The sequence below is a fragment of the Duncaniella sp. genome (assembly GCF_029054785.1).
Lineage (GTDB): Bacteria > Bacteroidota > Bacteroidia > Bacteroidales > Muribaculaceae > Duncaniella.
Window position 1 is genome coordinate 1 of the sequence record NZ_JAIDEN010000135.1, and the last position, 2,121, is coordinate 2,121.

The 2,121-nt window shown below is 45.3% G+C and carries 2 protein-coding genes and 1 pseudogene; 1 reads left to right on the plus strand and 2 read right to left on the minus strand.

Annotated features, from left to right (window positions below; genetic code table 11):
* Window positions 1-196, minus strand: a pseudogene (locus tag K2H17_RS08560) (hypothetical protein); the annotation flags it as partial.
* A 155-nt stretch (window positions 197-351) separates the two neighbouring features.
* Here K2H17_RS08560 and K2H17_RS08565 point away from each other — a divergent pair.
* On the plus strand, window positions 352-1,476 hold the full coding sequence (locus K2H17_RS08565) for a hypothetical protein (RefSeq protein WP_300133765.1): 1,125 nt from the start codon (window positions 352-354) through the stop codon (window positions 1,474-1,476).
* A 141-nt stretch (window positions 1,477-1,617) separates the two neighbouring features.
* Here K2H17_RS08565 and K2H17_RS08570 read toward each other — a convergent pair whose 3' ends face one another.
* A complete protein-coding gene (locus tag K2H17_RS08570; RefSeq protein WP_300133768.1) occupies window positions 1,618-1,959 on the minus strand; it encodes a hypothetical protein in 342 nt (113 codons plus the stop codon).
* Window positions 1,960-2,121: the final 162 nt, after the last annotated feature.

Below are 2,121 nucleotides of genomic sequence, written 5' to 3' on the forward strand. Positions count from 1 at the left end.
GCACACGGTCTTCGTAGTCTTTCACATCCTGTTCGATTTGTTTGACACGTTCAGGGTCGCGGAACCAGCTTTGGATGCTGTCAAGTCCTTCAGAGTTGACGCCGCCGTTCATCAGTATGTAGTGATATTTGATGTCGGAGATTCTAGCATGTTCGAGGCGGCCTTCCTGCCAGATAAAGGTTGCGAAGAAGAACATCAAGGTGAGTACCTGACAAAATATGGTCTATTACCAAAGCAAAAACCGCCAAAGAGCTTAATATGTCGCCGAGTGACCTTTCAAGAATATGCAATGAGCATAACATCCCGTCTCCGACAAGTAGCTATTGGATGCATCTGGGCTGGGGTGAAGACGTGGAAAAGACACCGCTTCCCAATCCTGAGAATAATCCTATTATTGATTTGATGGCAAAGCCTCCGCGCAAAAAATACACCAAAACCGATGCGTCGGAACAGGCTCCCAATAGCAATTATTACACGGAAATTCTGGACAAGGAATTAGCCAGAATAAACGATGAAAAAGAAATCAAGAAATTAAAAGCGCAGGCTTTGGCCGGCAAATTCATTATTGATTTTCAGAATCCTGAAGGGTTATGGGATAGAAATATCAATACGGTCGTAAAAATTTATCCGGTGCCAGAAACGCTAAAGTCGCGACGGGATATCGTGCTTAAGACAAAAGCTTATTTCAGGCTACAACGGTTAAACGGCTATGAGCAATTGCAGCATCCGGATTATCAGCGGCTTCGCACGCATCTGAATATTGTAACCCAGAAGAATTCATACGACCGTGCACTTCGTTTGTTTGATTCGATCATCAGTATATACGAAGCCCTTGGAGGCAAGATGCGATATGAGGAGCAAAAAACGTCCGTGGAATTTGCTGGTGTTGAGATTGAAATATTAATCGCTGAGAAAAACAAGCGGGTTTCCGTCGATGAAGAGGAACGACACTGGGGCAATATGTACAAGTTCGAACCTTCCGGCATGCTACGTATCAGTGTCAGCCTCGAAAGGTGGCGTAGTGGGGAAATTGAAGACACTCCCCACGCAAAAGTTGAAGACAAGCTGGACTCTGTAATCAGGAAAACGCTTTCTCTGGTGAAATATGAACTGGACTTAAGGGAACAACACAGACGTGAAGAAATTGAACGAAGAAAACGGGAAGAAGAGAGGCGAAGAGAGGAAGAGCGACTACGCCAGCTCGAAATAAAGCGTAATAAAGAGCGCGACCACGTACGTGGCATGTTTCGAACCTTAAAACGTGAAATGATAATAACAATAATTGACCGCGTATTACAAACTTACGGATATCCGGAAGTTCCTGAGAATCCGGACACGGCAACAGGTGCATACGTTATCAAACTTCTCTCACTCAAAAGCTTGTTTGATCTCCACCACACTACTTCCATCGACTCTCTTCTTACAGAATCTGACATTAACTCATTAGCTGATGAATTCTTCGGCAACGAAAGCTAAAACGAGTGCCATTTGCCGGATTCTAACTATATAGTCATTTGCCGATGCAGGATGTCGGCGGCTGAATAATTCAACCGAATCAGGCAAGTGTATCGGATGGTAAAACCGGGTATGAAAACAGACCTCCGGGGAGGCCTGTCTCTACTCTTTTTCTTCATCGAAAATGCGGTTGAAAATCTCTTCAAGTTTCCTTTTGTCGTTAAGCAGCACATGAAGTTTTTTTAGGTTCTTGGCGTTGTCGCTCCACGGTATCCAGACTTTCAGATAACCCTTCGGACCGTACTTCTCATTGAGGTGTTCGATTGTCCTTTGATAGTGCCCGGCTCGGTCAAGTTGGGGATAATTTGCCAACCCATATTGGATGGTCCTTCGGATTATTATTTCAGGCTCAATGAAGCGGTCGGCTTCCGCAACAATCATTCCGTAGCCGTTCCGAGGTTTCTTCTGATTGGATGCCCGGTGATCTTCCACGGCGCGTCCCATAGTCACAATCTGCTTGCGGGTGAAGTGCGACTTGACAAACTCGTCAGCTTCGAGTATTGTGCGGGAGTCTTTGTCATGGTTTTATCTGCCGTTGACAAGACCGAGGTCATGAAACGCCGCTATGATGTAAACCATATCGGAATTCATAGCCGGATTATGTTC